Origin of the sequence: Sphingomonas sp. LaA6.9 (genome assembly GCF_022601895.1) — a bacterium.
Lineage (GTDB): Bacteria > Pseudomonadota > Alphaproteobacteria > Sphingomonadales > Sphingomonadaceae > Sphingobium_A.
Window position 1 is genome coordinate 47,855 of the sequence record NZ_JAKVIO010000005.1, and the last position, 24,478, is coordinate 72,332.

A 24,478-nucleotide genomic window follows, 5' to 3' on the forward strand; every position below is an offset into this window, starting at 1 on the left:
AGATCAGCGAAAGGGAGACTGATCGTGCAGTTTGAAGGACGCTCGGCAATCGTTAGCGGAGGGGCGGGTGGTCTTGGTGCGGCCACCGTCCGACGGCTCGTCGCACTGGGTGTGAAGGTCGTGCTGTTGGAGCCCGATGCCGAGCGGGGCGCGGCTTTCGCCGTAGAAATGGGCGGCGACACGGTCGCGATAGCCGGCGACCACAATGACGATGGCGCCGTCGGGATCGCGATTGCCGAGGCCCAGCGCGTTGGCCTGTTCAGCATCAACGTCAACGCGGCCGGCGTTGCGATCAGGGCGCCCGCGACCGCCTCCGCCGATGGCGTGCCGCATGACATGCGGCTTTTCCGCGACATGATCGAGCTGCATCTGTTCGGCCCATTCAACATGTCGCGCCTATGCGCCGCAGCATTCGCGCTCAACGCGCCAGATGCGGATGGCGAACGAGGAGTCATCATCAACACCGCCTCGACCGCTGCGTTCGATGGCCAGGCGCGTCAGGCGGCCTATGCCGCAGCAAAGGCGGGCATCGCCGGAATGACTCTGGCCATGGCACGCGACCTTGCGGAAGTCGGGGTTCGGGCCTGCGCAATCGCCCCCGGCCCTATCTGGACACCCAGACTAGCCGCTGCGCCGCCGGCGATGCAGGCGGAGCTCATCGGCAATGTCGCATTTCCAAAGCACTTCGGACGTGCGGACGAATATGGATCGCTTGTCGAGGCGATCCTGCGAACTCCATTTCTCAATGGACAGACCATCCGCCTGGATGGCGCAATGTCGACACCGCTCACGAACATGGGCACACCGCCTGCGGCGGCCGGCTGACCAGCACATTCGGGACGTGCAATGCGCCGCCACGCTCGGCGGGCGCCAGCCAATATCATGAAAGACGTGCCATTGCGGCCTTTTTTTGCGCCGCGACCGACAGGCCCGACGCCCGTGGAAGTTCGCCATGGCGATATATGTGCGACACTGTGTCGCTGAAATTGTGGATTTCATGCGCGATAGTGTGTAGCACAAAATTGCGCCTACGAATCAGAACAAGCGCAAAATCACAAGGGAGAGAGCCGTGGGGTCATTTCGTGCACTCGCGCTGGGTGGAGCGAGCATGCTGACATTGTGCGTGCCGGTTCATGCACAGGACGCTGTCGCCGTTTCGCAGGGCGAGGAGAATGTTTCGACACAGGACGAGAGCATCGCCTCGCCCGATCATAATTCCAATGACATCGTGGTCGTGGCGCGCCGCCGGGACGAAAGCATCCAGGATGTCCCGCTGACCGTGAACGCGGTGACGTCGGCCACGATAGAGAAGCTCAACCTCCGCAACTTCCAGGAAATCACCGCGGTCGTTCCGGGGCTGTCGCTGACCCCAAACGCCAACGGCATCGGTTCGAGCTCGTCACTGCGTGGTGTCAACCAGGACGTGAACGTCTCGGCGGAGAATGGAACGGTTCAGTTCTATTTCAACGACGCGCCCGTCGCATCGAACTTCGTGCTCCAGGCAATGTTCGACCTCAGTCAGGTTGAGGTTCTGCGTGGTCCGCAAGGGACGCTGCGCGGCCGTTCGACACCTTCCGGCTCGATCACAATCGCACCGCGTCGCCCGGACCTTTCGGAAGTGGGCGCAACGGCTATCGGGACGCTCACTGACCATCATGCATCGAATGTCCAGTTCGGAATCAACGTCCCCGTGATCACTGACAAACTCGCTGTCCGTGTCGCGGGTCTGACCGACCGCAATCGTGGCAATCGCATCCGCAGCATCAACAATCCTGAGCAGCCTCGCAACGAGACGGACTCGATCCGTGCCAGCGTACGGGCCGAGCCCTTCGAGTGGCTGCGCGCCGGCTTTGTCTATCAGGCGCTCGAGGTCAAATCGCGCTCCTTCGATCAGGTTCAGTCTTTCTCCAATCTTGTCCCGGGCTTCATGCCCGGTATCGATCAATCCCTCGCGGCGGGCAGCGCTGTGATCAGCCCCCCGTTGGCGTCGCAGGCGCAGGATGGCGGCGTCATCACCCCGGCCGACAGGCTCTCGGTTTCAACGGAGCCTCGGCAGGTTGCGCAGAACTTCAAATTCTATGGCTGGGACGCCGCAGTCGATTTCGCCGGCCAATCGCTGATCTATGTCGGTTCGCACCTCGACAGTCGCTTCCGCTCGCACACCAACCAGGATCAGGGCGCGACCTTTCCGACCCAGCACCTGTTCCAGAACGCACTCACCATTAGCGAGAACACCTCGCACGAAGTGCGCGTTCAGAACGAGGAGCGCGTTCTCAACCTCTTCGATTACGTTGTTGGCTATTTCCGTCAGGCCCCGTCCAGCGATTCCGAAACTGTACTTACGAACAGTTCGCTGCTGCGCTTTTATGCGCCGACACCCTTTGGACTGATCGCGCTGCCAAACCCGGCCGTGCCCGTGCCGGTTCCGGCACTGCTCGCGCAGGACACGCCGATTTTCATCCCCAAATCAAATCTGAGCGAAGAATCGATTTTCGGAAACCTTGTCTTCCATATTGGCGAGGCAACTGAAATCTCGGGTGGCCTTCGCCGGATCAAATTCACGAACGATTCTCAGGGCCTGTATGTCGGCTGCACTCCCGATGGCTATGAGGCCGGCGCGTGCGTTCAAGCACCCGGTTCGGAGAACGACTACAAGGTCAAGGACACGATCTACAACGCGAGCATCCGCCACCGCTTCAATGACGATCTGATGATTTATGCCATGACCGGCAGTTCGGTCCGCCCGCCGGTGCGCGCCGTCGGCGACTTCTCGATCGCGCCTACACCGCTCGAACTGAGCCATATCAGCTTGCCCGCGGAAACTTCAAAATCCTACGAGCTCGGCATGAAATCGGAGTGGCTGGAAAATCGGCTGCTGATCAATCTGACAGCCTATCACCAGACCTTCAAAAATTATCCGTTCCGCGCCGCAACTGGTATCTACTACATCAACATAAATTCCAGTGGGCAGGCTGAACGCGGCCAGTTCAACTTCGTTTCTGCGGTTCCGGTGCGCGTTAACGGCATCGAGTCAGAGGTCAGCTTTGCGGCGACGCGCTTCCTCAACCTTTCGGCAGTAATCAATTATTCGGACAGCAAGATCAAAGATGCCATGCTGGCCTGCACGGACGTCAACGGAGATGGTGTTCCCGACGTCACGGTCCCCACGCTTGCACAGATGCAGGCAGCTTATGGCGCGGAGCATCTCGCGGAATGCCCGGGTGCTGGCCAGTCGGCGACATTCCTTCCAAAGCTGAGCGGATCTTTCCAGGCCGATGCAGCTTTCCCACTCACCAACAGCCTGGACGGATATGCTCGCGGCCTGCTCAATTGGCGGGGCAAGTCGACTATCGATCCCAACAATCCCTTCGACAATGTCGACGCGTATGGGCTCCTTAATGTCTATCTTGGCCTGCGTGATCCTGGCGGTGCCTGGGAAGTCTCGCTGTTCGCGAAGAACCTGTTTGATACGACCAAGATTACCTCGGCTGAAAGCAGTCCCTACAGCACGCCGGTCACCTACGTGAATGTGGCGTCCCAACGTCCCTTTGGTTCGGCGAACTATCAAAGCCATTATTCAGGCGTCACCGTTACGCCGCCACGCGAGTTCGGGCTCACGGCGCGCATCTCCTTGGGATCGCGCTGAGCCGCCGAGTTCCTCCTCGGGGAGCTGGACGTTTATCGGGCCAGCCCCCGCTATTTTCCAACGATTCACGGGGCTGGAGCCGCAGAGTCTGGCGAGGGGGCCGAGGGCCTCATTCAAAGACGGAAGACGATTTCAAAGGTGAGAACAGCATGAGGGAAATCGGTCGCCGGTCATTCCTCGGTGCGATGGGTTCGTTGGCCGCCCTGGCATCTGGAAGCGCGGTGGCCTTCGCACCGCGACACTTCTTCGAGAAACTTGTACTGCCGATCGGTCTGCAGATGTACACATTGGGCGCGGACGCCGGTCACGATCTCGACGCGAGCTTCGGACGCCTAGCGGAAATCGGCTATCGCGAGGTCGAGCTCCCCAATCTGCTGGGGCATAACGCGCGAGAGGTGAAGGCTGCAGCGACGCGTGCGGGCGTCGCCATCACGAGTCTCCATTTGCCGTTGCTCGCGCAAGGAGGCTCCTTTCTCTCGCTGGCGAGCGAGGCCGGCCGGATCGTCGATACGCTCGGCGAACTCGGGGCGAGATGGGTTGCTGCGCCAATCCTGCTGATTCCGGATGGCATGCGCCCGCAACCTAAAGAAGGATCTGGGTCTGCGATCGCGCGTGCGGTCGCGGCGGCGGGACCCGATATCTGGAAAAGGACCGCCGCATTGCTCAACCAAAAGGGCGAAGCGCTGAAGCCGCTGGGCGTAAGCCTGGCCTATCACAATCACAACCTTGAATTTGCACCGGTTGACGGCACGACCGGATGGGACATTCTGTGGCGAGAAACGGATCCGAGTTTTGTCCATTTCGAGCTGGACACCGGCTGGATCGCGACCGCCGGCCTCGATCCAGTGCGCTTCCTCAAGACATGCTCAGGGCGCGTTGCTCTCCTGCACATCAAGGATGTTGCGGCGGGCAATCAGAGAAACTTCACGATCACAATGACCCCCGCCGAAGTCGGCTCCGGCATTTTGAAATGGGACAAGATCCTGCCGGCCGCATACGACGCAGGAGTGCGTCATTGTTATGTCGAGCAGGAACCGCCATTCGTAATCCCGCGGATGGAAGCCGCATCCTTTGCACTTCTGTCAAAGTTGTTCTGAAATGCCTTATGATCCTGAAAAACAGCACAAAGTCAGACCGACACCCAGTTCGACGGCCCGCCTCACGCGCAGCGCCATGCCGGCGGTGGCACCCCATATTGTCCGAGCCGAGGCTGAAAACAAAAAGCTGCGCGCCGAGCTCGCGGCCCAGCTCTTGGAAAGAATGCGCACGCAAGGATGGTCGCAGGCGGAGGCCGCACGGCACTTCGGTGTCACCCAACCCCGCGTGTCCGATCTGGCCCGCGGCAAAACCGACCTGTTCAGACTCGATGCGTTGGTGAAAATGCTGGTCGCTTCGGGATTATCCGTAAACATCCTGGTGTGCGACGCTTGATCACAGACAGGGTCACGATCCTCGCTAAGTCAGGATGCGCCGACATCCCGGTCATTCAACGCGACTTTTCCGCTCCAGTAAAGCCGACGTCCGTTCATCAAGCTTGGGATGACAGCTTGAGCGTGAATTTTCGACAGGGTCGCTGAAGCAAAGCCTTGGGCCAGTTGCCGAGTGCACCTTGCCCGGGCGGCTGAGATTGCCCGAAGCGATGTCGGCAAACATGGATTTGTCGTCTGGCACGACCTCGGTCATCCTTGCGGCCTTGGCCTTGCCATCAATCCGCCTGGGATAGTCGGGATTGAATTCTGTATAATCATCGGCCACGCTGACCATTTGCTCCGCCGCTGACTATCCTGCGGTTTCCGCGGCCGACTGCGCGCGGGGCCATTCCATGACCTCAGCTGCTACGCGCGGATTGTCTTCCCCCAGTGCAGACGGGCCGCCAAACAATAACAGCGACGCTGCCATCGCAATCGCCGCGCGCCGGAATGCATGAGCTTCCACCATATCGGGCCCTCCTGATTTTGCAGCGTGAACGTAACGGAGGGAAGGGGGCAGGATCGGCAGACACTAGCTCCCCCGGCTGAGTGCCTAACACGCGGCCGTTCTCCCTCCGCCAGTTCCAGGTCAAGGATTTTGGCCCGCTGCGGGAACGTCGGCCATCCACCCGTAATTCCAGCAATTCAGGAGCCGCGTGCATGCGTGTTTTTTATACCGACCGGTTGGCTCAGCTCAAATGAAGCGGCTCGCCAGGGGTCGGCAGCCCGTCCGCATTGCGATTGACCAGGGGGCATACCGGCGGTCAGTCATCGACAGTGACCGGCGGCGCAACTGCCGACGCGTCGGCGCTGGCGAGCACTTCTTGTTTGTCTTCGTGCAGATACAGGCGACGAACGAGCACGAGAACGACGATGGTGAGCGGGGTGGCTAGCAATACACCCGCCACGCCGAACAATATGCCAGCCGCAATGATTCCGAAGATTGTGATGGCAGGCGGCAAGTCGACCATCTTGTTCTGGAGAAGCGGCATCACCAGATTTCCCTGGAGCTGCTGCACCGCGATGAGCACGCCGATCGTCCAAAGCCCAGTACTCGTGTCCTGTCCAAAGCCAAGTACGACGGCTGGAACTGCGGCCAGAAAGATGCCTGCATAAGGTACGAACTCAGCAATGCCCGCGACCAAGCCGATCGCCCATGCCGCGGGAACCCCCACCAACCATAAGCCAATGCCGGTTACGACGCCGACGAAAAGCATCCCCAGAGCCTGCCCCTTGAGCCAGTTGCGCAACGAAACGGCAATTGCGTCCAAGGTCTCGGCGGCGGGCGCACGCGCTCGAGCTGGAATCATTCGAAGCAATCCACCCGAATAGAGAGTGGGTTGAGCAGCAAGGTACAAGCCACCGACCAGAACAATGGCTGCGCCCGACAGCGCGCCGCCGACTGCGGCAAGCGCCGTCGTTGCAGCGTCGACGATCGCCTGCCCACTGGGTGCCAATCCCTGCGCCTTGACGAGGATGGCCGCCCCTATGGCGGACGTGCTCAGTCTGTCCTGGACACTCGCCCACGCGGCAGGCAGCCGGTTAGCCAGTTCGACGAACTCGCCTTGGATCGTAGCCCCAAAGAAAGCAATCGCGCCACCGAGAAGGCCCAGAAGGCCAATAACGGTCAGGCCAAGAGCCACGCTGAAAGGAAGCCTGGTGCGTTGCCGGAGCGCGTTGGTTATCGTCAACAGGATAAGTGAAACCAGCGAACATGCGAACAGCAAAAGCAGAAGGTCCACAAGTTGCCACACCACGTAGGCGGCCGAAAAGGTGGCGATGACAACGATGCTGCCCCGAAACACCCGGCGCTCCAGACTATCCCGTGCGACGGGATGGGGAACCTCCTCAGCAGTGATAACCTCAGACTGCTCAGCGAAGTGCGACATCGCGACTAACTCTCCTAAATCGGCCTTATTGATTGCCATACTAGATTTTTCCCATGGCCGAGACCGGAGATCGTGCAGCACTCGAGCAAGTGGGGAAGAGCAGGCTTTGGACCGACCCTGGACTTCATCAAGGTTCCCCACGCGAGAAGTCCGAGACCCTGGCAGCTTTCACCGCTTCTGAAACATCCGGTGTTCTACACACTCGACGATCCCGCCGAGCTGAAGCAGGGCGGGATCGTTAGCCAGGTCTTCCACGAGCGCATGTTTACGAGTTCATGCACCAGTTACAGCGCAGGGATGAAAACTGCATTCAATCGCGCATGCCCACCTCATCGTCGCGCGTCATCCGGAGATTTGTTCTAAGTCCGTCAAGGCCTCGTTCTATGGACGCCTGATCAACAGCGGAGAGCTGACCGCCAATGTGTGGCATTGCAGCTTCCCGGCGACGGATCGAATTGAGATCGCGCAATGCGCGATCGGCCTCAGGACGACTGAGAGCGCCGCTGTTCTCCGCCGAGGCGATGCGTTGCTCCATCGACGTGAACTGAGCATGGATATTGCGCCTGGCGTCGTTGCCCCGGTCGTTACCAGGACGAGTGGTCGCGATCCAGCGGCCGCGACCATCATAATAGCCTGAGGTGGTTCCGCGATGCCAGCGGCCGTTGGTGTCGTAATAGCCGGGCTGGGCATCCGCCACCCAGACGCCATTGGCGTCGCGGCGGCCGCTTGGCGTTCCCGCGATCCAGCGTCCGTTGGTATCATAATGGCCGGTAGCCGGACCCGCTACCCAACGACCGCGCTTGTCATAATAGCCGCTTGCGGTGCCCGCGATCCATCGGTCGTTATTGTCATAATAGCCATTGGCCGAAGCGGGGACCCAATGTCCCTCGCGGTCATAATAGCCGTTGGTCGACCGATCACCGTTGGTTGGTATCCAGCGCCCACCTTCGTCATAATAGCCGTTCGGAGCACCGTCGATCCATTTACCGTCACGGTCGTAGTAACCTGTGGCCCTGGATCGATTGGCCGTTGTGGCATGCCACATGCCTCTGTTGTCATAATAGCCATAGGCGTCTGCGCGCCTCGACTGGGTCTGCGACGTCGCGATCCAGCGGCCGCGACCATCATAATAGCCTGAGGTGGTTCCGCGATGCCAGCGGCCGTTGGTGTCGTAATAGCCGGGCTGGGCATCCGCCACCCAGACGCCATTGGCGTCGCGGCGGCCGCTTGGCGTTCCCGCGATCCAGCGTCCGTTGGTATCATAATGGCCGGTAGCCGGACCCGCTACCCAACGACCACGCTTGTCATAATAGCCGCTTGCGGTGCCCGCGATCCATCGGTCGTTATTGTCATAATAGCCATTGGCCGAAGCGGGGACCCAATGTCCCTCGCGGTCATAATAGCCGTTGGTCGACCGATCACCGTTGGTTGGTATCCAGCGCCCGCCTTCGTCATAATAGCCGTTCGGAGCACCGTCGATCCATTTGCCGTCACGGTCGTAATAGCCGGTTGCTACAGCAGGATCGACCTTGGTCGCATGCCAGCGGCCGTCGGTGTCATAATAGCCATAGGCACGGGCGCAATCGGCCTTGGGTTTCGCTATCTGGTTGCCGGCAACGGCCCCACCGACGCCCCCGATAACAGCTCCGGTGGTGCGGTTGCCCTGCCCGGCAATGACACTACCCAGCACCGCGCCCAGACCTGCGCCTGCTACCGTACCAATGACCCTGTCGGAGCCTTGATGCTCGCAGTTCTGTTGAGCCTGCACGACCGACGGCACGAGCGCGCTCGTCGCGACGAGCGCAGTGAGAAAATAATTTCGCATGATGTGATTCTCCTGGAATAAGCGCATAGCTATTCCACAGTCAATCAACATTCTTACTTATATAATGTTCCCGATGTCAATTTATAAATATTCATTATCTAAATTATGACTCCAAATTTTCGAATAAAATTCGACAATTTTTCGTGTTAATGGTTAGAATTCGTCAAAATGGCAGATTGTTAATTTGGTTGCGTTAAATTCTTATGGAATGCAGACGACATGCAGTCGAGTGCTTGCAGCTGACATAGGATGAGTGAGAAGGAATGGTAAAAGGATTCATGGAAGCAGATTTGTTACCCACGGGATTTTACGGGGATGCGGTTGGCTTTTCTACTTCCTAAGTTGTTCGACATCGCGCTCAATGGCTTACAGGCCTACCGCAGCCCGGCGCTGCGGAATAATAAATTCGCATCGGCTGTTTGATCGCCCCACTCCATCTACTCTGAAGCTTTATTGCGACCCGTTGAACCCGCCGTGACCCTTGTCATTGGGACGCCGTTCACCGGTGCCCGAAACCAGCCGTCTTTTCAGAATCGACAATCAGGGCGGGAAGGGACGGCTTTACGCGAGGAGCGACTGCATAGGCCATTCGCCCTCACAGCTGAGGCACCATCGCAATTGTACCGGCCGTTTGTTGCGGAACGGATCGGCTTTGAGGCTGTTGACGAAAGATGCCCGCACTGTCCCCCGAGCCGTACATCCTATGGCTAACGGGTGCGGGTGTTCTGATCGCGCTAGTGGCTTGGCTACCCTTGGCGCTGAAACGACTACCTTTGTCGCTACCGATCATATGCCTTGCGATCGGTGCGGCAGTCTTTTCCCTACCGGCAGTTTCGCTGCAGCCGATGCCGCTCGCATACCCCGAGATCGCCGAACGCCTGACCGAATTCGTCGTGATCATCGCTCTCATGGGAGCGGGCTTGAAGCTGGACCGCATCTTCAGCTGGCGCCGCTGGAGCGTGACCTGGCGGCTGCTTGCCATCACCATGCCGCTCAGCATCGGGGCAATTGCGGTCATCGGTGGCTGGGGCCTCGGACTTGGCTGGGTGGCGGCGCTCTTGCTCGGCGCCTGCCTCGCCCCGACGGATCCCGTACTCGCCGCGGACGTCCAGGTCGGCCCGCCAAAGTCAGGCGAAGAGGACGAAGTCCGCTTCGGTCTCACATCCGAGGCCGGCCTGAATGACGGCCTCGCCTTTCCGTTCGTCAACCTCGCACTCGCGCTCGGGATTGCCGCTCAGGCGGGCGAGCCCTGGGCGCGAGACTGGATTCTCCACAGCGTCCTTTGGGAGATTGGCGCAGGCGTGGGCTGTGGCTGGCTGATCGGGAAATTATTTGGGTGGCTTACGTTCCACGTTCCTGCCGAGACGAGGCTCGCCAAGACCGGCGACGGCCTGATCGCGATCGCCGCGACTTTCGTCTCCTACGGAGTGACGGAGATCATACATTGCTACGGCTTCCTGGCCGTGTTCGTGACGGCATTAACCTTGCGCCGCTCGCATCGCGATCACGAGTTCCACCATGAGATGCACGCCATCACGGAACAGGTCGAACGGATCGCCATGATGGTCGTGCTGATCCTGCTGGGAGGCGCGATTGTCGATGGATTGCTAAAGCCGCTCCGCCTGCAGGATTGGCTCGCCGCGATGGCCATCATCTTTGTGGTGCGGCCCGTTAGCGGGATGATCGCGTTGATTGGCATGAAGGCCCACCTGTCGGAAAAGCTTACGCTGGCCTTCTTTGGAATTCGCGGCGTCGGATCGTTCTATTACGTGGCCTACGCACTCAATCATCTCGAATTCCCGCAGGGAGAGCGGCTGTGGGCAATCGTGGGTCTCGTTGCGTTGATCTCAATCCTGCTACACGGATTGACCGTGACACCGATTATGAGATCGCTCGATCGACTGCATGGCAGGGATCCCGACATGTCGGATAAACCCGTTCGCCGACGCGCAGCATAATCGTTACCAGAGATCGCGAATGGAAGGCGGGTGGTGACAGCTTCGGCCGACATTTCAAACATAGGGGACCGACTACGGACTTTCCGAAAGCCGACGTCTCGCAGCCCGCGATTTGTTCAGTTTTTCCCGTCGCCTACTCGATCGGCAGGTTTCACCATCCGCAGCCATGCCATCCGCTGAGGATCCGTTGCAGCACCTAAACAGTCAATTGCTCGCGATCCGAGAGATCGCGGCTTCATACGCGCCAGGAATTCTTGGGAACGCATGCACCCCACCGAAAGTTCTTTTCCGTGTGAAGCAGGAGAACGACGATGAACCGCACGGTAGGAATAAGCGTGGGTGGATTGATCCTCTTGGTCGTCATCGTAGCATTGGTATTCTGAGAGCGGCAGTGACGCGCGAACGAGGTCAGTCTCGACCATCGGCAAAGGCTCCGGTTCTTCGGATTAGCGAGCCATAATTGTCTCCTGGCCCGAGCCCTGGCCGTTCGTTTTCGACGCCCATTCGGTGCTGGAAACGATGGCAAGCAGCATCGTGGGCGGTCTGGCCGCGCCGGCCCGCCCCATCGGAGGTTGGCATCCGCACGAGCATGCCCAAATCTGGCGTCGGTTAATCCGACTTTCGAGCGACAGCTTCCGCCGCGAAACAGTCCTTCAGTGCGCCTGTTCGATTAGCTGAAACCTGTCTCAGATTCTTGAACCTTCAACGGCCTCATCTTTGCAAGAGTGAAGCCCGATGATGGCATCTAAAGGCCAACATACGTCTCCAACTTTTCGAAAGGAGAGTTTGCGGCGCATGCCAAAAGCGGCCAGCCAATTGCCTATTTAGCCTGATTTCGTTCGGAGCCGACCTTCTCGAGCGCGTTACTCACTCGGCGGAGTTCGCCGGCCAGCCGAGCTTCCCGCTCTTGCGAAATGGGATCCGACGCACTCATGCCTTCCGATTCCGCTTCAAGCCTGCGATCGAGGTCCTGCTTCCATTCTTTCAAAAGATCCTCTCGGGTAACCAGGTCAAGGTTGATGTCTTCGCACAGCTGTTCCGGACTGTCGTAATGCTTGCGCGGATGGGGCGCCCGCTCGGCTTCCGCATCCTTGGTGACTTCTTTGGCGGGGCGATCTTCGCTCATCGGTTCCTCATCAGGTCATTGTTACATTCCTATAATCGTCGGCGTCGACTTTTGCTCCGAGAGGGTCATGCGATCCCACTACTGAATGGAAAAATCCGGCTTGATTTCGGAAGCTTTCGGAGTGCTTCCCACTCCCTGAAAGCGGGCCGAGGTTCAGCAGGCTCATTCATAATAACAGGGCTCTCATGTCCGCCGAGGCTGGGGATCAGACGACCCGCCATGGGGGGAGCCGGAGAGCATGCATTCACTCTCTCAAGAACGCAGATGGCGCAAATCACCGCTCAAATCCCGGCGCTCCAGCTGCAAATAGGAAGGATCAAAGTCCACAAACGACATCAGGCGACCGACGTCGGGTATGGCAACGTGCTTGTCTCTGAATTCGAGCAGGTTTCTTTCGCGCAGTTCGCGCAACATCCTGTTTACATGGACGGGCGTCATGGCAACAGCGTCGCTGAGCACTTCCTGAGAGAGCGGGAACAAAAACTCTCCATCACTTGTCATGCCTAGCATGCGTAATCGTAGCCAGAGTTCACAAAACAGATGTGCAACGCGGTGGACCGCTCTGCGCCGACCCAGATTCACAATCCATTCGCGCGCGATGCCTTCGTCTACGAGCGTCGACCACCAGAGCGCGCGCGTTAGCCGCGGATGGGAGTCGACAGCCTGCATCACGTCTTTGCCCGACACAAAAGCCACGGTCGCATCCGTCAACATCGCAATATCGTGATCGGCCTTTGAAAGTATGAAGGCATGTAAGTCGCACATGTCGCCAGGGAGCAGGAAGGCGAGGATCTGTCGATTACCGTCACGCAGCGTTTTGTAACGATATCCCCAGCCCTCCAGAAGCAAGCAGATGCGTTCGGGTCGATCGCCCTCGGCGATGAATGTTGTTCCAGTGGCGAGCCTGATGGCGGGCAAACTCCATGCGCGGATCAACTGAAGATCATCCGCCTGCAGGTCCACGAAGTTGCCGAGTTTTGTAACCAGTGGATTCTCGTTCATGCGACCTGCCGGACAGCTGGGTACGCCGGAAGACCGGCAAGCGGTCGCGATGCTAGCATCCTCCTACGGCAGAATCGATAAGGCCTCACCAAATCTGAGAACGAGGACTTTACGTCCTGATGCGTCCTCGACTTCAATTCGGTGGCTAAGACACAGCTCACCATCTTTGATATTATTGGACATTATATCCCGAGCGGCGGAAATTGCGACCTCCCGGGCCGCGTTGAGATCAGGCAAAAACTTGCCTTCACGGTCGCGACTTTCAAGATGATTATGAAGGTGAAAAAAATACTTCAACATGCCGGCTCCTGCGGGACGGGAGCAAAGGCACTCTCAGTCGCCGCAGTCCAAGCTATTGCGACGATGCTCATATATATAAGGCGGGCTGTATAGAGCCACAATAACCGACATCAAGTACGGCGGATTTAGCAGGCGCTCTTGCGCCGCTTCGCGCGTGTATCCAGAATCTGGTCGAGCTTGCGAGCCACGCGCTATTTTCTCCAACTGTTCTCGCCGGGACCACTTACATCGCGCGTCCATGCATTCCTCGCCGCCAGAGCAATTTTCGAACCCGGGTCTCGGCCTCTCTGCCACACAGTTTCATCGCAAAATGAAACTGATCAGGGTTATGGCGGGAGTGAAAAATGCGCTTATGGAAAACGCGTTGGCGCCAGGGGTCTTTGAGCATAACGCCGACTGACAGCTATTGCAGAGCTGCCGCTTCGCACGGAGGCTCGCCATGTGCTCCCTCAGAAATAGCCAGTATTTCAAGCAGCGTATGCAGGAGTGCGTCAGTGCCGCGGGTCGCGCAACGGATCCCTGCGTCGCAAGGGTTCATCGTAACTTCGCGGAGCATTACCGGGCTGCCGCCGAGCAGCCGACGCGCGACGAGGCAATTCGCCCGGAGGCTTCCGCAAAGCCTGAAACTTCTTGGGCGCGGGTCGGATGACTGGCAGCGAAATCTGTCTCGCGCGCGCGAAGACATGCCTGGCCCTGGCGGAGAAAGAGGCGCTCCTGCACGTACGTCAGAAGTATCTCTTTGCCGCGGGTCGCTGGCTTGCACTGTGTGAACAGGCACACCGTGTCGAACGGCGGCGGGCCGCGGGATTGAGCACGGGAATGCACTGATCTCCTCGCTCGCGAACGCGACGCAGCCGGACCAGCTTCACAAACGCGAGGTTTCGGCCCGACCGGTCGTCACCTTTGAACAGCTGCAACTGGGACGAAAGCAGCGCGGCAGCAACGAAAATACGAACGGCCTTCTCAGGCAATACTTCCCTCGAGGCACTGACCTTTCCAGCATCACGCAAGCTCAACTCAACGCCGTTGCCCTGCGACTCAATCAGCGCCCCCGAATGACCTTGGGCTTCGAAACACCCGTCGATATACTTCGAGAGTCGTTCCAATGACCAGTTGAACCCGCCACGACATTGCGGTCGTTCGCATTAGATGCGTATCATCTCCCGCCCGGACTTTTCGGTCATTAGGTGTTGAGCCAGGACCGCCGATAGCCGACCGTCCCCTTTGAGGAGGCATTCGACAGGCGGCTAACGACCGGCATGGCGGCGGATGGCACCGGCAGGTAGAGTAGGTCAGCAAGGGCGTGCCATCGACGGTGATTGGGACCTTGCAGCCGTTGTAAATCCGGCGAAGCAACCCCCGCTGGGTCCTGCCCAATGTTTAATCGAGTTCTTCGGTGATGGCGGTTTTCGATCCTGAACGGAGTATATTCGCCGCTACCGTCGAAAGGCACGCGGGCGATAACTGGTTCGCGCCCGCTAGCCGACGCTGGAATCCACTCGAGCGCTGCCCGAAAGCAGACCTCTAGCGACAGGAACCCCTGGCACGCGCCATGTCAGACCGTCGGCACGGTACCGCCATCTATCACATATTCGGCGCCGGTAATGGTGCCGGCTCGGTCGGAGGCGAGGAAGGCGATCAGGCTGGCGACCTCCTCCGGCGTCGAAGCGCGGCCGATCGGGATTCCGCCGAGAGAATCCATGATCATTTGCTTGCCCTGTTCGATACCCACGCCGCTCTCCGCCGCCAGCCGTGTCGCAAGACCGACTGAAGCCTCGGTTTCGATCCAACCGGGTGACACGCGCATGACGCGCACACCCTTTGGCGAGACCTCCTTCGAGAGGCTCTTGCTGTAGGTCGACAGCGCCGCCTTCGCAGCCGCATATGCAGTGGTCGCCTCCGGCAGGGGCAGCTGACGCTGGATGGAGCCTACGTGGATCACCACCCCCTGGCCGCGTGCCACCATTTCCGGAACGAGTTCCCGGTCGAGGCGCACCGCGGGCATGAGGTTCAGATCCAGTTCCGTGCGCCATTCTGAATCGCCGAGCGCCGCGAAGCCTCCAGCCGGTGATGAGGAGCCGCCCAGCATATGGACGACGATGTCGACGCCCCCGAGCCGCTCACGCACGGCGCCAGCCAGTCGCACGCAATCTTCTGGCCGCGTGAGATCCGCTGCGACGAACTGCGATGCATCCAGAGTATCGAGTTTGGTCCGGGCGGTCGTCAGGACGCGGGCGCCCAGTTCCTGGAACAAGGCAACCGTGGCAGCGCCGGCGCCGCGGGTGCCTGAGGTGATCAGTGCTCGCTTACCCCCGAGGTTGATGAAGGAGCTCATGGGATGATCTCCAGCTCGCCGATCTTGTCGCCATCGGGGATGAAGAAGTAACGCAGGTCGGTCGGACTGCCGGGGAAATCGCCGACGAGATGGCTGGTCACGACCGTTCGGCCGCCTTCGCTCGCGATCGAAAACGGCTCGACTGTGTACGTGTATTTCGCCGAGGCCTCGTCTTTCCACCCACGGATCGCATCGCGTCCGGCGTAGGTGCGGCCCTCGTCTTTGACGACGGCCGCTTGGGTGAAGCACGCGGCAATGGCCTCGGCACTCAGTCCGGCGTCAGCCGCGAAATAATTTGCGATTGCTGTGGGTAGTTCGATCGCCATTGGTGATCTCCTTTGATGAAAGGGCCCGGTCGTTCTTTCGAGCCAAGCCAATCTAGCTATGGACAACCTCAGCGATAATCGGGACAAAGATGGATGAGGTGTTTCGATTTGAGGGACAATGTCTAGGCAGGGCTTGGTCGAACTGGACGCGGTTCTCGCGATCGCGCGGAGGGGCTCGTTCCGTGCAGCAGCGCTCGAACTCGGGATGTCGACTACCGCGCTCAGTAACGCGGTCGGCAAGCTGGAGCGCCAGCTCGGCGTGCGTCTGTTCAATCGCACCACCCGCAGCGTTTCGCTGACCGATGCCGGGTGTGGCTTCGTCGGTCAGGTCGGGCCCGCTTTGCAGGACATCCATGATGCGATGAACGCCGCGCGATCGCAGCAGGAAACTCCGTCAGGGACGCTGCGGATCAATGCCTTTGCGACGGCGGCGCGCGAAATCCTCTCGCCGCTGATACTGAGGTTCCTGAGGCTCTATCCGCAGGTGCATATAGACCTGGTTACCGAAGGGCGGCTCGTCGATGTCGTGGCCGAAGGGTTCGACTTGGGCGTTCGGACGCGGGATCTGATACCCAGCGACATGATAGCCGTGCCGCTGGGACCAGGCCGGCGCAATATAGTGGTCGGCTCGCCGACCTATTTCCAGAAGCGAGGCAAGCCGCTGGTCCCCACAGACCTGTTAAGTCACGCCTGTCTGCGAATACGGCTTCCCAACGGCGCCCCCTATCGTTGGCAGTTCGAAAAGGGTGGCCAATCCGTGCAGATCGACGTCACTGGCCCCATCACCCTCGACGAAGCGAGCCTGTCGCGGATCGCCGTGCTGGAGGGGGTGGGCATCGGCTACGTGATGGAGTCCGACGTGCGGGCCGATCTAGACGCGGGGCGGCTGGAGGCAGTGCTCGAAGACTGGACACCGCCGCTCGCGCCCTTAGCACTCTATTACCCAGGGCGGCGGCATCCCTCCGCCGCATTCAAGGCGTTCATCACCCTTGCCCGCGAATTCTCGAAGCACTCTGACAGTAGGGCATGACTGCTGTAGCCGGCATTTCAGAAGTTCCGCAAGTGTTGCGGTCTGGCCGAAACATGGGGTAATCGCGGCGATTTCGAACGAACGCGGTGAAGTCGGCCGCTTGCGAAAAAGCTGGCTGGGGCGGCAGGCACAAGAAAGTAACGTCAATTAAAATGATCACGCTCGCGATGCCCGCGGCGCTGCAGGACTGACGCGCAGACGCATTTTTCGGCTCGATCGGCGACAACGCAGACCAGACGATACGGCATGGATCCGAGCTGTTCGTCACAGGGGCAACCGATTGTTGATCGGCAGAAAAATGCGCCCGCCTCGTGAACGTGGAGGCGGGCGTCTCGTATCAGGCGCGAATCGTGGCCTGATTGGCGATTTCGTATAGCAGCTCGACATAGGCCTTGCTGGCTTCCGCCATGCCCATGACCTTCGGATTCGCGCTCCTGATCAGGAAATATTCGTCGGGGCCATGAGCGCCGCTGCCATGCCCCATGCCCCATTGCGCGGCGGGCAGGTTGAGCGGTGGCCCCGAGAACATGACCCCCGGCCATGAGCCGGCGCTGCGCGGGATGATCGTATAGGCGACGCCCAGGCGTTCCATGACCGCCTTCTCGGCACGGACGAGCGCACTGTCCTCCTTGGTGCTGGTCGGGCCGTAACCGCCCGTGATCTTCACCTCGAGATCTTCGAAACCATGCTTCTTCAGATGGGCGTTGAACTTGTCGATCGCCTCTTCCTTGGTCATGGCGGGCGCCAGCCGGAATTCCATCTTCGCCACTGCGCGATGCGGCAGGATCGTCTTGCCGCCCGGGCCGGTATAGCCGGCAACGAGTCCCTGAATATTGATCGTCGGCTGCGAGGCGAGACGCTCGAGCGCCTGGCCCCAGGATTCGTCATTGATCCAGCGGCTGACGCCGAGCTGCTTCTTGACCTCCGCCTCGCTCGTTCGCCTGGCGGTCTCGGCGATCAGCGCCTTTTCGCGCGGCGAAAGCGGCTGGACATTATCGTACCAGCCCTCGACCGCGATCGTATGGCCATCGGGTTTCATCAGCGTATCGAGCGCCTGCACCAGCCGCCAGGCCGGACTGTCCACGCGCGCGAAGTTGCTGGAATGGATATCCTTGGTCGGGCCGCGGCCCCAGCGCTCGCCGCTCGAGATCAGCTCGAGCTCGACCGCGCCCTTGGCACCGAGCGTGAGTGTGCTGGTTCCGTCGGGAGACTGGCTGGCCGAGGGGATGAATACGCCGACGCAGCGCTTCAACGTCGGCAGCACATCGGGATGGCTGATGGCCTTCGCAAAATTGGGCGAGGCGATTTCCTCCTCGCCCTCGGCGATCAGTGCGATGTTGACGGGAAGCTTCTTCCCGCTTTCCCTGAAGGCGCGCACGGCAGCGAGAAACGCCATTTCCGGGCCTTTCTGGTTCACCGCGCCGCGACCGACCATCACCTGCCCCAGACCCGGGCGATCGACGAGCCGCGCCTCGAGCGGGGGCGAGGTCCATTCGGCGGGGTCGAACTGCTTGACGTCGTACATGAAATAGATGCCGATCCAGTGTTTCGCACCGACATCGAGTGTCGCGAAAACCGATGGCACGCCGCCCGTGGGAACAGGCATGGCCGTCGGGAATCCGGCATCACGCGCGAGCGCGATCATGTGCGCGACGCCTTCGTCGATATTGCGCTTTTCCGCAGCGATGGACGGAAGCTTTATCCAGTCGGCGAGGCGCTGCACCGACGCGGCCTGATTGGTGTCGATCGCCTTCAGAACCGCAGTGCGGTCGGCATTGGCCGAGGCGGCGAGCGCGAGCCCCGGCGTCAGCAATGCCGCGGCCGCGCCCCCGGACTTCATCATTGTACGGCGATCGATCGAACCCGCCATGTCGCGGCCGTGATCTGTCATCCCCTTCTCCCTGTTTTGTGCGTCATCAGCATATTGCCCAGCGAGACTATCCGGGAGCGTCTGAACTGGCCAGTGGGATACGCGGCGGCGGGCCACGGCTGGCAGCGTTCCTCCCCGGCGTGTATCTTGCTTGCGAAACCGACTATTGTGCGAATTCACCTGTTGATTGGCGAGGCTGGATGGATCGGCTCGACGCGATGCGTGTCATTCTTGCGGTCGTCGATGCGGGCAGCCTGTCGGCGGGCAGCCGCAAGCTGAATGCGCCACTGCCCAGCGTCAGTCGCAAGGTCGCCGAACTCGAACGCTTCCTCGGCACCAATCTTCTCGTCCGCACCAGCCGCAACATCCAGCTGACCGATGCCGGGCGCGACTATGTCGAGGCGGCGCGCAGGATCATCGCCGATCTCGACGAAACCGAGCGCCGCGCCTCGGGCGAATATCAGACGCCGCGCGGCGAGCTGACCGTCACCATGCCCGTGGAATTCGGTGCGCGCCACGTCCTGCCGATCGCGCTGGGCTTCATGGAAGAATATCCCGAGGTGACGCTGAGGCTCGTCACCGCCGATCGCATCATCCCCATGGTCGAGGAGCATGTCGACGTCGCCATCCGCCTCGGCCAGCTGGCGGACAGCGCACTCTACGCGGTCAAGACGGGCGAGTTCCGCCTGCTGACCTGTGCCAGCCCCAAATATCTCGAACGGCGCGGCACGCCCGCCCATCCGCAGGAGCTGCCCGATCATGACGGCATATTGTTCGGCACGCACCCGATGTTCTGGACCTATCGGATCGATGGCGAGGAAGTGGTCGCGGCGCCGCGCACGCGCGTTTTCGTCAACACGGCGGCGAGCAACCTTGCGGCGGCGCTCAGCGGGGCCGGCATAGCGCGGCTGTTCGACTATCAGCTCGCCGACGAAATCCGGTCGGGCGCGCTGGTTCCGATCCTGCCCGAATATGGCGGCCCGCCACGCCCAGTCCATATCGTCTATCCGCGGCAGGGACTGCTTCCGCTGAAGGTCCGCGCCTTTGTCGACTGGGCGGTCCCGCAGCTGCGTGCCGCCTGCAGCGGCTTCAACGACCGCTGATCGACCTTTCGCGTTCGTGAGAGGCTGGCTCTCACATTGCCGCGCTACCGGCGTCTGCGCGTCCCGCTAAATTTCTCATGTCCGCGACGGCTCCCGAAAGCAGGGGACCCGCCGGCATCCATATCTGATCGAAAGGAAGAGAAATGAACGAAGCAAAGGGCATCGCCCTTGTCACGGGTGCGTCGAGCGGTATCGGCGCCATCTATGCCGATCGCCTGGCCCGTCAGGGTTATGACCTGATCCTGGTCGCGCGCAGCGCGGACAAACTGGAACAGGTGGCAAAGACGATCCACGAAGCGACGGGCCGCAGTGTCGAAGCCGTCCCGGCCAATCTTGCGGATCCGGCCGACCTTCGCATGATCGAGGGGCGCGTCACCAACGACCGCCAGATCACGATGCTGGTCAACAATGCCGGCCTCGGATCGACGGCGCGCGCGCTCGACGCCGATGTCGACATGATGAGCGCGATGGTATCGCTCAATGTCGAAGCACTGATGCGGCTGAGCTATGCTGCGGTTCCCGCTTTCGTCGCGCGCGGCCGCGGCACCATCGTCAACATCGCCTCGGTCGTCGCGGTGGCGCCAGAAGTGCTGAACGGAGTCTATGGCGGGACCAAGGCTTTCGTCCTCGCCTTCAGCCAGAATCTGCGCCACGAACTCGAAGGCACGGGCGTACATGTGCAGGTGGTCCTGCCCGGCGCGACGGCGACCGATTTCTGGGACATCGCGGGCACGCCCGTCGAGCACCTGCCCGAACAGATTGTGATGCGCGCCGACGCGCTTGTCGACGCAGCCCTTGTCGGCCTCGCGCGCGGCGAGTCGGTCACCATCCCCGGCCTTCATGATGATGCGCGTTGGGCCGCCTTCGAAGCCGCCCGGCAGGCGATGTCGGGCGAACTCTCCACCAGCACCCCCGCCGCCAGATACCTGGCCGCATGAATCCGGGAGCGAACATCATGCCGAACAATTTTCTGCGCGCAGCCGTTGCTGCCGGGCTGGCGCTCTCAGCCTGGCCAGCGGCCGCGCATGAAGCCGCGCGCGAGGCCACGCCCTTCCTTCCCATCGAGAACGAGCCCGCGCCCAGGCTGCATGTCGATCCGCCCCTCGCCCAACCGCTCGCTGCGCGCGGCACCGCGATCATCCGCTATCGGGTCGAGAATTTTCGCATTCTTCCGATCTTCGGCGCGTCCGCGGCCGCAGTGTCGCCGCGCGCCGGCCATCTGCATGTGACCATCGACGACCTGCCCTGGCACTGGGCGGACGCCGGCAACACCGATGCCATCGTCGTCGCCGGACTGCCGGCGGGCCCGCACAAAATCCTGATCGAGCTCGCCACGCCCGGGCACCGCGTCATCGCGGGCGAGACGGTCGACTTCATCGTCCCGCCGGCCCGGGCCGATCATCACCCTGGTTCCCGGGAAGACGGCGCCGCGTCGCGATCTGCACCCCCCAACACAAAGGATTGATGACATGGCGAAACGATCCGTCGAAAAAATGCTCGCCGCCGCGCTCCTGCTCGGCTCATCGATTGCACCGGCACAAGCCGCACCCGCCCGGGAGCCGAAGCTCGAGATCGGCCATATCGCCATCGATACGGACATCACGCTTCGCAGGATGATCGCGCATAGTGCGAAACCAAAGGGGACCGTGCTGCTGCTGCACGGGTTTCCCGAGACGCTTTATGCCTGGAAGGACATCTCGCTCGCGCTCGCCGACGACTATGACGTCCATGCCATCGACTGGCCCGGTTTCGGCCTGTCGTCACGGCCGCCGGTCGACCGGTTTTCCTATGCGCCCCGCGACTATGCGCGCGTCCTGAAGGAATATATGGCAAAGGCGGGCATCGATAGGTCGAGGCTTACGATCTACGCGACCGATATCGGCGCGCTGCCTGCGCTCCTCCTCGCCCTCGAAGATCCCGACATTGCCCGCACGATCATCGTTGGCGACTTCGCGCCCTTCAACCGGCCCGACTATATGCATGAGAGGCTGCAGGGTTTGAAATCAAAGCCGTCGTCCGACCTGGTCCGCGCCCATATGAACAGCAATCGCGACGAAATCCTCGAAAACGCCTTCAGGCGAGGCTTGCCCAGGGAAGCGCAGTTCGAGGTTTCGCGCGAGTATAAGGACGACATGGCGCGCGGATGGAACCATGGCGCGATCACCTCGGCGGATGCCTTCTACCATTATTACGCGCACTTTACGCGGGACCAGGACTATCTGGAGGCCAATCTGGCGCAGCTGAAAACACGCGTGAAGGTGGTCTGGGGTACCGAGGACTTCTACATCAAGAAGGAGATGGGGATCGAATTCGCGCAAAGGGCGCAGGCTGAAATCACCCTTCTCCCGCGCACCGGGCACTATCCCCACCTCCAGAGCCCCGGGCAGGCCATCGCCGAAATACGGGCGTCCTTCCGATGAGCGCCGGGGCATACCGGCTTCTGGAAGAAGCGCTGGAAGCGCATGGCGGGCATGACCGCTGGCGCAGGTTCAAAGGTATTGCGTCGACCATTCGGACCGGCGGAAGACTGTGGGAGCTCAAAGGCGCTCCGCTGATCGCGGTGCCGCGGCGCGCGACGAGCGAGTTACACCGCCAATGGACACAGGTCACGCCTTTCGGCGAACCCGACTGGACGATGACCTGGACGCCGGGACATGTCGAGATCGTCGCCGGTGACGGCTCGGTCATCGCCGCGCGGGACAATGGCCGCGAGGCGTTCGACCGCAGCTTCGACGGGCAATGGGATCCGCTGAACCTCGCCTATTTCAACGGCTATGCCATGTGGACATATCATGCCGTGCCGTTCGTGTTCGGCGAGCCGGGCTATGACGCACGCGAGATCGCCCCGATTGCGCAGGAAGGCACGACACTTCGCGGCGTGGCGGTGCGGTTCCCCGAAGGCGTGCACAGCCATTCGCGCGAACAGCGCTTCTACTTCGGCTCCGATGGCCTGCTGCGCCGCCACGACTATACGGTCGATGTGTGGGCGGACACGCCCGCGGCGCATTTCGTGTCCGGCTATGTCGATGTCGAGGGCTTGAAATACCCGACGCATCGCAACGTGTTCACGCTCAGGCCCGACGGCAGCCTCGACCGGGATTTCGACGCGGTCACGATTGAGCTGTCGGACTATGCACTGTTCTGAGCGCGGTGTTACCGCGCCAGTTCGGCGAGGCGTCGGCAGTCGGCCTCGAGGCTCCTCGACGAAATGTTGGTGACCCCGAGAAGCAGCCCCTGCCTGCTGGCCCCGCCGCTATACCAGGGAGAAAGCGGCGCGGGAGCAAGTCCATAGGGCAGCGCCTTCAGCGCGACGTCAATGTCGGACGCATCAGAACGCATCGTCGCGACGACGGCCAGGCCCGCGTTGGCGCTGATCCGGAGCGTGTCGGCGGCGACGTCCGAAAGGCACCGGGTGATTGCCTGTCGCTGTGCGTGATAGAGCCGCTTCATCCGCCTGAGGTGGCGCAAATGGTGCCCCTCGCGCAGAAACTCGGCCACCGCCCGCTGCACGGCCGCGGTCGGCGCTGGCGCCAGACAGGCGGCCACGTCGCCGAACAGCCGCATGAGCTCCGGAGGCACGACGAGAAATCCGAGCCTGAGCGTCGGGCTGATCGTCTTGCTGAAGGTGCCCGCGTGCAAGACCCGACCTTTGCGGTCCAGTGACGCCAGCGCCGGTGCCGCGCGTCCCTTGAGCTGCAATTCGCTGAGATAATCGTCCTCGATGATCCACGCACCGTTTCGTTCCGCCCAGGCCAGCAAGGCGAGGCGCCGCGACAGGGACATGGTGATGCCAAGCGGCGCCTGCTGCCCCGGCGTCACGACCGCGAGCGCCGCAGACGGCGCCAGCTCGATGCCACGATCGACCTGCAGCCCCTGTTCATCGACGTCCACCGCGACGACGTCCATGCCGGCCAGAGCCAGGGCGGTTCGCGTGAGTGGAAAGCCGGGATTTTCCATCCAGGCCTGCCCGCCTTCGAGCCGCAGCCCGCGCACCACGAGCCCCAGCGCACCCGAATAGCCCGCGGTGATCAGGATCTGCGATGGTGAACACCGGATCCCGCGCGCGATCGCCAGATATGCGGCGATCTCGGCGCGAAGCATCGGGTCGCCTCTGGGATCCGGATAGGCCACCGGCGCGGCCGCTGCGGCGCGCGCGCCCCGGACCATCAGGCGTGACCAGAGTATCGACGGGAAGGCCGCTTGCGAAGGCACGCCCATCTGGAACGATAGCGGCGCAGTGCCGAAACCGTGGTACAGTTCGGGAAGCGGAGGCGCTTCGGGTGGCGACGTATCGACGCGACGCGCCGGCAAATGCCGCGCGACCCGCGTTCCGGCCGCCCCCATGCCAATCGCGAACTGTTCGTCGATGAGCCGCTCATACGCCCCGCGCACCGTGCCCCGGGCCACGCCCAGTTGCGCAGACAGGTCGCGCCATGATGGCAGCCGCGACCCGGGAGCGATCGTGCCTTCCTCGATACCCGCCCGCAGCACGCGGTAGATCTGCGACGCGAGGGGAACCCTGGCGTCGCGATCAATATCGACCGTGAGCTGTTGCGCCATCCGCCGATGGTACACAAAAAAACACCGTTCTTGCATCTG

Annotated in this window: 21 protein-coding genes and 1 pseudogene; 12 read left to right on the forward strand and 10 right to left on the reverse strand. The window is 61.2% G+C overall.

Annotated features, from left to right (window positions below; all coding sequences use genetic code 11):
* The first annotated feature begins 24 nt into the window (after positions 1-24).
* The 4 genes from MKI88_RS04155 to MKI88_RS04170 all read left to right on the forward strand — a co-directional run bounded on the left by MKI88_RS04155 (position 25) and on the right by MKI88_RS04170 (position 5,077).
* The gene (locus tag MKI88_RS04155; RefSeq protein ID WP_241629697.1) at positions 25-825 is read left to right on the forward strand and encodes an SDR family NAD(P)-dependent oxidoreductase; all 801 of its coding nucleotides are present in this window, start codon (positions 25-27) and stop codon (positions 823-825) included.
* A 409-nt stretch (positions 826-1,234) separates the two neighbouring features.
* The gene (locus MKI88_RS04160; RefSeq protein WP_241629698.1) at positions 1,235-3,646 is read left to right on the forward strand and encodes a TonB-dependent receptor; all 2,412 of its coding nucleotides are present in this window, start codon (positions 1,235-1,237) and stop codon (positions 3,644-3,646) included.
* A 278-nt stretch (positions 3,647-3,924) separates the two neighbouring features.
* Positions 3,925-4,743: a sugar phosphate isomerase/epimerase gene (locus MKI88_RS04165; RefSeq protein ID WP_241629790.1), complete on the forward strand. Its 819-nt coding sequence runs from the start codon at positions 3,925-3,927 to the stop codon at positions 4,741-4,743.
* A 1-nt stretch (position 4,744) separates the two neighbouring features.
* Positions 4,745-5,077: a helix-turn-helix domain-containing protein gene (locus MKI88_RS04170; protein WP_241629699.1), complete on the forward strand. Its 333-nt coding sequence runs from the start codon at positions 4,745-4,747 to the stop codon at positions 5,075-5,077.
* Positions 5,078-5,128: 51 nt separating this feature from the next.
* Here the strand turns inward: MKI88_RS04170 and MKI88_RS04175 are convergent, their stop codons facing one another.
* The 3 genes from MKI88_RS04175 to MKI88_RS04185 form a co-directional block, all read right to left on the reverse strand.
* Complete coding sequence (locus MKI88_RS04175) at positions 5,129-5,410, reverse strand: hypothetical protein (RefSeq protein ID WP_241629700.1); 282 nt, start codon at positions 5,408-5,410, stop codon at positions 5,129-5,131.
* A gap of 469 nt (positions 5,411-5,879) precedes the next feature.
* Positions 5,880-7,043, reverse strand: coding sequence for an AI-2E family transporter (locus MKI88_RS04180; protein WP_241629701.1), 1,164 nt, complete (start codon positions 7,041-7,043; stop codon positions 5,880-5,882).
* Between the two features lie 271 nt (positions 7,044-7,314).
* Positions 7,315-8,829, reverse strand: coding sequence for a glycine zipper 2TM domain-containing protein (locus tag MKI88_RS04185; RefSeq protein WP_241629702.1), 1,515 nt, complete (start codon positions 8,827-8,829; stop codon positions 7,315-7,317).
* 671 nt (positions 8,830-9,500) lie between these two features.
* On the opposite strand from MKI88_RS04185, the gene MKI88_RS04190 reads away from it, so the two are divergent.
* Complete coding sequence (locus MKI88_RS04190; protein WP_241629703.1) at positions 9,501-10,787, forward strand: sodium:proton antiporter; 1,287 nt, start codon at positions 9,501-9,503, stop codon at positions 10,785-10,787.
* A gap of 820 nt (positions 10,788-11,607) precedes the next feature.
* On the opposite strand, the gene MKI88_RS04195 is transcribed toward MKI88_RS04190, so the two are convergent.
* The 3 genes from MKI88_RS04195 to MKI88_RS04205 all read right to left on the reverse strand — a co-directional run bounded on the left by MKI88_RS04195 (position 11,608) and on the right by MKI88_RS04205 (position 13,215).
* Complete coding sequence (locus MKI88_RS04195; protein WP_241629704.1) at positions 11,608-11,913, reverse strand: hypothetical protein; 306 nt, start codon at positions 11,911-11,913, stop codon at positions 11,608-11,610.
* Between the two features lie 252 nt (positions 11,914-12,165).
* Positions 12,166-12,915, reverse strand: coding sequence for a Crp/Fnr family transcriptional regulator (locus MKI88_RS04200; RefSeq protein WP_241629705.1), 750 nt, complete (start codon positions 12,913-12,915; stop codon positions 12,166-12,168).
* A gap of 63 nt (positions 12,916-12,978) precedes the next feature.
* Positions 12,979-13,215 (reverse strand): DUF6894 family protein, encoded by a 237-nt coding sequence (locus MKI88_RS04205; protein ID WP_241629706.1) that lies wholly within the window; start codon positions 13,213-13,215, stop codon positions 12,979-12,981.
* 929 nt (positions 13,216-14,144) lie between these two features.
* On the opposite strand from MKI88_RS04205, the pseudogene MKI88_RS04210 reads away from it, so the two are divergent.
* Positions 14,145-14,324: pseudogene (locus MKI88_RS04210) on the forward strand (transposase); the annotation flags it as partial.
* A 446-nt stretch (positions 14,325-14,770) separates the two neighbouring features.
* On the opposite strand, the gene MKI88_RS04215 reads toward MKI88_RS04210, so the two are convergent.
* Positions 14,771-15,550 (reverse strand): SDR family oxidoreductase, encoded by a 780-nt coding sequence (locus tag MKI88_RS04215; RefSeq protein ID WP_241629707.1) that lies wholly within the window; start codon positions 15,548-15,550, stop codon positions 14,771-14,773.
* Positions 15,547-15,876, reverse strand: coding sequence for a nuclear transport factor 2 family protein (locus MKI88_RS04220; protein WP_241629708.1), 330 nt, complete (start codon positions 15,874-15,876; stop codon positions 15,547-15,549). Before MKI88_RS04220 ends, MKI88_RS04215 begins: the two co-directional genes overlap by 4 nt.
* Before the next feature lie 118 nt (positions 15,877-15,994).
* Here MKI88_RS04220 and MKI88_RS04225 point away from each other — a divergent pair, with 118 nt between their 5' ends.
* Entirely contained in the window at positions 15,995-16,906 is a 912-nt protein-coding gene (locus MKI88_RS04225; RefSeq protein ID WP_241629709.1) for a LysR family transcriptional regulator, read from the forward strand.
* A gap of 337 nt (positions 16,907-17,243) precedes the next feature.
* Here MKI88_RS04225 and MKI88_RS04230 read toward each other — a convergent pair whose 3' ends face one another.
* Positions 17,244-18,797, reverse strand: coding sequence for a M20/M25/M40 family metallo-hydrolase (locus MKI88_RS04230; RefSeq protein ID WP_241629710.1), 1,554 nt, complete (start codon positions 18,795-18,797; stop codon positions 17,244-17,246).
* A gap of 179 nt (positions 18,798-18,976) precedes the next feature.
* On the opposite strand from MKI88_RS04230, the gene MKI88_RS04235 reads away from it, so the two are divergent.
* From MKI88_RS04235 to MKI88_RS04255, 5 genes are all read left to right on the forward strand, one after another.
* Positions 18,977-19,879 carry a LysR family transcriptional regulator gene (locus MKI88_RS04235; protein ID WP_241629711.1) on the forward strand — a complete coding sequence of 301 codons (903 nt, stop codon included), beginning with the start codon at positions 18,977-18,979 and terminating at the stop codon, positions 19,877-19,879.
* A 143-nt stretch (positions 19,880-20,022) separates the two neighbouring features.
* Positions 20,023-20,817: an SDR family oxidoreductase gene (locus MKI88_RS04240; protein ID WP_241629712.1), complete on the forward strand. Its 795-nt coding sequence runs from the start codon at positions 20,023-20,025 to the stop codon at positions 20,815-20,817.
* Positions 20,818-20,834: 17 nt separating this feature from the next.
* Complete coding sequence (locus MKI88_RS04245; RefSeq protein ID WP_241629713.1) at positions 20,835-21,344, forward strand: DUF6130 family protein; 510 nt, start codon at positions 20,835-20,837, stop codon at positions 21,342-21,344.
* Between the two features lie 4 nt (positions 21,345-21,348).
* A complete protein-coding gene (locus tag MKI88_RS04250; RefSeq protein ID WP_241629714.1) occupies positions 21,349-22,299 on the forward strand; it encodes an alpha/beta fold hydrolase in 951 nt (316 codons plus the stop codon).
* Positions 22,296-23,024, forward strand: coding sequence for a hypothetical protein (locus tag MKI88_RS04255; protein WP_241629715.1), 729 nt, complete (start codon positions 22,296-22,298; stop codon positions 23,022-23,024). Before MKI88_RS04250 ends, MKI88_RS04255 begins: the two co-directional genes overlap by 4 nt.
* A gap of 8 nt (positions 23,025-23,032) precedes the next feature.
* On the opposite strand, the gene MKI88_RS04260 is transcribed toward MKI88_RS04255, so the two are convergent.
* Complete coding sequence (locus tag MKI88_RS04260; protein WP_241629716.1) at positions 23,033-24,439, reverse strand: PLP-dependent aminotransferase family protein; 1,407 nt, start codon at positions 24,437-24,439, stop codon at positions 23,033-23,035.
* Positions 24,440-24,478 lie beyond the last annotated feature (39 nt).

Excerpts from the sequence above, each read along its gene's own strand:
- MKI88_RS04165 (WP_241629790.1), top strand. The coding sequence starts at position 3,925 with ATGTACACATTGGGCGCGGACGCCGGTCACGATCTCGACGCGAGCTTC.
- MKI88_RS04170 (WP_241629699.1), top strand. The coding sequence starts at position 4,745 with ATGCCTTATGATCCTGAAAAACAGCACAAAGTCAGACCGACACCCAGT.
- MKI88_RS04175 (WP_241629700.1), bottom strand. The coding sequence starts at position 5,410 with ATGGTCAGCGTGGCCGATGATTATACAGAATTCAATCCCGACTATCCC.
- MKI88_RS04180 (WP_241629701.1), bottom strand. The coding sequence starts at position 7,043 with ATGGCAATCAATAAGGCCGATTTAGGAGAGTTAGTCGCGATGTCGCAC.
- MKI88_RS04185 (WP_241629702.1), bottom strand. The coding sequence starts at position 8,829 with ATGCGAAATTATTTTCTCACTGCGCTCGTCGCGACGAGCGCGCTCGTG.
- MKI88_RS04190 (WP_241629703.1), top strand. The coding sequence starts at position 9,501 with ATGCCCGCACTGTCCCCCGAGCCGTACATCCTATGGCTAACGGGTGCG.
- MKI88_RS04195 (WP_241629704.1), bottom strand. The coding sequence starts at position 11,913 with ATGAGCGAAGATCGCCCCGCCAAAGAAGTCACCAAGGATGCGGAAGCC.
- MKI88_RS04200 (WP_241629705.1), bottom strand. The coding sequence starts at position 12,915 with ATGAACGAGAATCCACTGGTTACAAAACTCGGCAACTTCGTGGACCTG.
- MKI88_RS04205 (WP_241629706.1), bottom strand. The coding sequence starts at position 13,215 with ATGTTGAAGTATTTTTTTCACCTTCATAATCATCTTGAAAGTCGCGAC.
- MKI88_RS04215 (WP_241629707.1), bottom strand. The coding sequence starts at position 15,550 with ATGAGCTCCTTCATCAACCTCGGGGGTAAGCGAGCACTGATCACCTCA.
- MKI88_RS04220 (WP_241629708.1), bottom strand. The coding sequence starts at position 15,876 with ATGGCGATCGAACTACCCACAGCAATCGCAAATTATTTCGCGGCTGAC.
- MKI88_RS04225 (WP_241629709.1), top strand. The coding sequence starts at position 15,995 with ATGTCTAGGCAGGGCTTGGTCGAACTGGACGCGGTTCTCGCGATCGCG.
- MKI88_RS04230 (WP_241629710.1), bottom strand. The coding sequence starts at position 18,797 with ATGACAGATCACGGCCGCGACATGGCGGGTTCGATCGATCGCCGTACA.
- MKI88_RS04235 (WP_241629711.1), top strand. The coding sequence starts at position 18,977 with ATGGATCGGCTCGACGCGATGCGTGTCATTCTTGCGGTCGTCGATGCG.
- MKI88_RS04240 (WP_241629712.1), top strand. The coding sequence starts at position 20,023 with ATGAACGAAGCAAAGGGCATCGCCCTTGTCACGGGTGCGTCGAGCGGT.
- MKI88_RS04245 (WP_241629713.1), top strand. The coding sequence starts at position 20,835 with ATGCCGAACAATTTTCTGCGCGCAGCCGTTGCTGCCGGGCTGGCGCTC.
- MKI88_RS04250 (WP_241629714.1), top strand. The coding sequence starts at position 21,349 with ATGGCGAAACGATCCGTCGAAAAAATGCTCGCCGCCGCGCTCCTGCTC.
- MKI88_RS04255 (WP_241629715.1), top strand. The coding sequence starts at position 22,296 with ATGAGCGCCGGGGCATACCGGCTTCTGGAAGAAGCGCTGGAAGCGCAT.
- MKI88_RS04260 (WP_241629716.1), bottom strand. The coding sequence starts at position 24,439 with ATGGCGCAACAGCTCACGGTCGATATTGATCGCGACGCCAGGGTTCCC.